The 5,746-nt window shown below is 69.9% G+C and carries 1 protein-coding gene; it reads left to right on the top strand.

The window, feature by feature from the left end; genetic code table 11:
• Positions 1–134 precede the first annotated feature (134 nt).
• Positions 135–5,746: type I polyketide synthase (locus ABT130_RS46760; protein WP_350966377.1), on the top strand; the 5,612-nt coding region annotated here is incomplete at its 3' end.

The raw sequence follows: 5,746 nt of genomic DNA, 5'->3' as shown, positions 1-5,746 counted from the left end.
AGTGAAATCGCTGTCGCCGGCATGCTCGAATCGGCGAGTACCGAGGAAATCCTCAGCTTCATCGACAACGAACTGGGCCGCTCGAAAGATCTGTGATTCGAGCCCGCGTCTGAACAATGTGAAGGGCCACTCTCATGTCCGAAGACCGGAAGCTCGTCGAGTATCTGAAGTGGGTCACCGCCGATCTGCACGAGACCCGCCGGCGGCTCGAAGAGGTGGAGTCGGGCAGGCACGAGCCGATCGCCATCGTGTCGATGTCATGCCGCTTTCCGGGCGGGGTCGGCTCTCCTGAGGATCTGTGGCGGTTGCTGTCCGAGGGACAGGACGCGATCTCTTCGTTCCCGGTCGATCGGGGCTGGGACGCGGAGACGATGTCGGCGATGGGTGTTGAGTGTCAGGGCGGGTTTCTGGCGGATGTGGCGGGGTTCGACCCTGGGTTCTTCGGGATCTCGCCGCGTGAGGCGTTGGCGATGGATCCGCAGCAGCGGTTGCTGCTGGAGACGTCCTGGGAGGCGGTCGAGCGGGCCGGGATCGACCCGGCCTTGCTGAAAGGTAGCCACACCGGGGTGTTCATGGGCACCAACGGCCAGGACTACATGAATCTGATCCTGAGTAATCATATGGATACGCAGGGTCATGGTGTCACCAGTACGGCGGCCAGCGTGTTGTCGGGCCGCCTGTCCTACACGCTGGGTCTGGAGGGTCCGGCGGTGACGGTGGACACCGCCTGCTCGTCGTCGCTGGTGACGTTGCACCTTGCGGCGCAGGCGCTGCGGTCTGGGGAGTGCTCGCTGGCGCTGGCCGGCGGTATCACGGTGATGACGTTGCCGTTGGTGTTCGCCGGGTTCGGCGCGCAGGGCGGGATGGCACTCGACGGGCGGTGCAAGGCGTTCTCCGACGCCGCGGACGGTACCAGCTGGGGAGAGGGGGTGGGCGTGCTGGTGCTGGAGCGGCTGTCGGACGCGCGCCGCAACGGCCATCAGGTGCTGGCGGTGGTGCGGGGTTCGGCGGTGAACCAGGACGGTGCGTCCAACGGGTTGACCGCGCCGAACGGTCCGTCGCAGCAGCGGGTGATCCGCCAGGCGCTGGTCAGTGCCGGGTTGTCGTCGGCCGAGGTGGACGCGGTCGAGGCGCATGGGACCGGCACGATCCTGGGTGACCCGATCGAGGCGCAGGCGCTGCTGTCGACCTATGGGCAGGACCGGCCGGAGGATCGGCCGCTGCTGCTGGGGGCGATCAAGTCGAACATCGGTCACACCCAGGCCGCCGCGGGCGTGGCCGGTGTGATCAAGATGGTCATGGCGATGCGGCACGGCATGCTGCCCAAGACGCTACATGTCGATACTCCGTCCTCGCACGTGGACTGGTCAGCCGGTGCGGTGAAGCTGCTGACCGAGTCAGCGGAATGGCCGGAGACCGGTCGCCCGCGCCGGGCTGGTGTGTCGTCGTTCGGGATCAGTGGCACCAACGCGCACATCATTCTCGAACAAGGACCGGAAGCGCCGGTAGGAGAAGAGGCTCCGCAGGACCGGGTGCCGGCTGCGGGTGTGGTGCCGGTACTGGTGTCGGCTAAGACAGGTCAGGCGTTGCGGGCGCAGGCCGGGCGGCTGGTGTCGTTCCTGGACGGTGAGTCTGATCTGGGTCTGGCCGACGCCGCGTTCTCGCTGGCCACGACGCGGTCGGCGTTCGAGCATCGGGCGGTGGTGCTGGCCGGCGACCGTGATGGGGTCCTGGCCGGGCTGGGTGCGCTGGCCGAGGACCGCCCCGGTGCCGGTGTGGTGCTCGGGGTGGCCGCGACGGAGCCGCAGCTGGCGGTGTTGTTCACCGGTCAGGGCAGCCAGCGGGCGGGGGTGGGCCGGGAGTTGTATGACCGGTTCGCGGTGTTCGCGGCGGCGTTGGACGAGGTGATCGGCGAGCTGGACCCGTTGCTGGACGGGTCGTTGCGGGAGGTGTTGTTCGCCGAGCCGGGCAGCGAGCGGGCCGGGTTGCTGGATCAGACCGGGTGGGCGCAGCCGGCCCTGTTCGCGGTGGAGACGGCGCTGTTCCGGTTGGTGTCCTCGTGGGGGGTGCGGCCGGATGTGCTGGCCGGTCATTCGATCGGGGAGATCACCGCGGCGCATGTGGCGGGGGTGTTGTCCCTGAGTGATGCGTGTGCGCTGGTGGCGGGCCGGGCGCGGTTGATGCAGGCGCTGCCGCCGGGTGGGGCGATGGTGGCGGTGCAGGCCTACGAGGAGGAGATCGAGCCGTTGCTCGCCGAGCGCGAGGGCGAGGTGTCGGTCGCCGCGATCAACGGTCCAGGTTCGGTGGTGATCGCGGGCGTGGAAAAGGGGGTCCTCGATATCGCCGCCGCGTTGGAGGATCGCGGGGTGCGGACGAAGCGGTTGCGGGTGTCGCATGCGTTCCACTCGCCGTTGATGGAGCCGATGCTGGAGGACTTCCGCACGCTGGCGAGCAGGCTCACCTACGGCGCGCCGAGGATTCCGATCGTGTCCACCTTGACCGGGCAGGCGGCCACGGCCGAGCAGCTGTGCTCGCCGGACTACTGGGTGGAGCAGGTCCGCGGCGCGGTCCGCTTCGCCGACGGCATCCGCACCCTGCGCGCGCAGGGCGTGCGAGCGTATCTGGAGCTCGGCCCCGACGGTGTGCTGACCGCCATGGCCCAGGACACCATCGCGACCGAGCCGGAGGCACATGTGCACGAGTCGCACACGGTGCTGGTGCCGGTGCTGCGTAAGGATCGGGACGAGCAGGTGGCGGTGATGACGGCGCTGGCCCAGCTGCATGTGCACGGGGTGCCGGTCGACTGGCGGGCGGTGTTGCCGCGCGGGCGCCGGGTCGACCTGCCCACCTATGCCTTCGAGCACCAGCGGTTCTGGCCCGAGAGCACCGGCTCCGATATAGGGAACGTGGCGGCGGTGGGCCTGGCCGCGACGGATCATCCGCTGCTGGGTGCCGCGATGCCGCGGGCCGACTCCGACGGGGTGGTGCTGACCGGGCGGTTGTCGGTGAGTGCGCAGCCGTGGCTGGCCGATCATGTGGTGGCGGGTTCGGTGCTGGTGCCGGGTTCGGTGTTCGTGGAGCTGGCGGTGCGGGCCGGTGACCAGGTCGACTGTGACCTGGTGGAGGAGTTGACGCTGGCCGCTCCGCTGGTGCTGGGCGAGGACGATGCGGTCGTGGTGCAGGTGTGGGTGGGGGCCAAGGAGGAGTCGGGCCGTCGGAGCGTGAGCGTGTATGCCCGTTCGGCGGAGGCGGCCGATGAGGTGCCGTGGGTGCGGTACGCGACCGGAACGCTCGCGGCCGGTGTTCCGGAGGTCGTGCCGTTCGATGTGGCGATGTGGCCGCCGGCCGGGGCGACCGCGATCGAGCTGGAGGGGTTGTACGAGGAACTGGCCGAGGACGGCTTCGTCTATGGTCCGGTGTTCCAGGGGTTGCGGGGGGCTTGGCGGGGTGCCGATGGTGAGGTGTTCACCGAGGTCGCGCTGCCTGAACAGGTGGTGTCGGAGGCGGATGCGTTCGGGGTGCATCCGGCGTTGCTGGACGCGGCGCTGCACGGGGTGCCATTCGCCGGGCTGGACGATTCCGAGGGCGGTTTGTTGCCGTTCTCCTGGGGTGGGGTGTGCCTGCACGCGGGCGGGGCGTCGGTGTTGCGGGTTCGGCTGGTCAGGACGGGGCCGGATGCGGTGTCGCTGAGCGCGGTGGACGCGGCCGGGGAGCCGGTGGTGTCGGCGCGGTCGGTGGTGTTGCGGCCGGTCTCGGCCGAGCAGTTGGCGGTCTCCGATGGTGCCGGCGTGGGCTGGGAGTCGTTGTTCGGGGTGGAGTGGGCGTCCGTGAGCGGCGTGCCGGAGGCCGGTCAGGTGCCGCCGATACCGGTGGCGGTGCTTGGTCTGGACGCGTTGGGTGTTGCTCCCGCGTTGCGGGCGGCCGGGGAGCCGGGCGGCCTTCCGGTGCCGGTGCATGCGGAGCTGTCGTCGCTGGCTGAGGCGGGTCCGGTGCCGGCCGTCGTGATGGTGGAGGCGATCTCGGATCCGGAGGGCGGTGTGGTGGAGTCGGCGCATGCGCTGACCGCTCGCGTTCTGGACCTGCTGCAGGGCTGGCTGGCCGATGACCGGTTCGCCGATTCGCGGCTGGTGTTCCTCACCCGGGGCGCGGTCACGGCGGGCGGCAAGGTGGTCACCGATCTGCCGGCTTCCGGGGTGTGGGGGTTGGTCCGCAGTGCCCAGTCGGAGAACCCGGGCCGGTTCCTGCTGATAGATGTGGACCGGGAATTCCCGCTGTCAGGACTGCCAGGGGTGCTGGCCGAGGCGTTTTCCTCAGGTGAGCCGCAAACCGTGGTGCGCGATGGCGAGGTACGGGCGCCGCGCCTGGCGCGGGTGGCGCCCGGCTCTGACCTGGACGGGGAGGCGAGTCGGGTCTGGGACCCGGAGGGGACGGTGTTGATCACCGGTGGCACCGGTGGTCTGGGCGCGCTGTTCGCGCGGCACGTGGTGGCCGAGCGGGGTGTGCGGCATCTGTTGCTGACCAGTCGCCGGGGTCTGGAGGCTCCGGGTGCGGTGGAGTTGCAGGCCGAGTTGATCGCGCACGGGGTCGAGGTCACGGTCGCGGTGTGCGACATGGCCGACCGGGATCAGGTGGTGGCGCTGCTGGCCGGGATCGACGCCGAGCATCCGCTGACCGCGGTGATCCACACCGCGGGTGTGCTGGCCGACGGCACGATTCCGTCGCTGTCGGCGGAGGGGCTGGATGCGGTGTTGCGGCCGAAGGTCGACGCGGCCTGGTACCTGCACGAGCTCACTCAGGACGCGAATCTCGCGGCGTTCGTGCTGTTCTCCTCGCTCGCGGGTGTCGTGGGAGCGCCTGGGCAGGGTAACTACGCGGCGGCGAACGTGTTCCTGGACGCGCTGGCGGAGGCGCGCCGGGCGCGGGGGCTGGCGGGGTTGTCGCTGGCGTGGAGTGCCTGGGCACAGGACGCGGGGATGACCGGCACGCTGAGTGGGGCCGAGATGCGGCGGATCAGTCGGACGGGTATGCCGGCGCTGTCGGCCGAGCAGGGGCTCGCGGCGTTCGAGGCGGCTGAGGTGTCGGGTCGGGCGATGGTGGTGCCGGTGCGGCTGGAGCTGTCGGTGCTGCGGGCCATGGGCGAGGTGCCGCCTTTGATGCGGGGCCTGGTGCGTGTGGGGCGTCGGTCGGCGGTCTCCGTCCCCGTGGGCGGGGATGGGGAGCTGGTGCGGCGGCTGGCGGGGCTGGAGCAGGCCGAGCAGGTGCGGCTGATGCTGGAGTTGGTGCGCGCTCAGGCGGCGGTGGTGCTGGGACACGACTCGGTGGACGCGATCCAGCCGGGACGGGAGTTCCGTGAGCTGGGCTTCGACTCCCTGACCACCGTGGAACTGCGCAACCGGCTCAACGCCGTCACCGGGCTGCCGCTGTCGGCGACCATCATCTTCGACTACCCCACCCCCGCCAGCCTCGCCGAACACCTTCTGGAGGAAATCGCGCCCGGAGCGAACACCGTGGTGGAGCTGTCATTGCTGGCCGATCTCGACCGGTTCGAGACCGTGCTTTCCGGCAACACGCTCGACGATCTCACCCGGAACGGCATCGCGACCCGGCTGCGGCACCTGCTGGCGAGGGTGAGCGAGAGCGGCACGGAAACCAGTGAAATCGCTGTCGCCGGCATGCTCGAATCGGCGAGTACCGAGGAAATCCTCAGCTTCATCGACAACGAACTGGGCCGCTCGAAAGATCTGTG

The sequence above is a fragment of the Streptosporangium sp. NPDC001681 genome, from assembly GCF_040298085.1.
Classification (GTDB): domain Bacteria; phylum Actinomycetota; class Actinomycetes; order Streptosporangiales; family Streptosporangiaceae; genus Streptosporangium.
The sequence above is the reverse complement of the archived record's forward strand: the minus strand, read 5'-3'. Positions and strand labels throughout refer to the sequence as shown.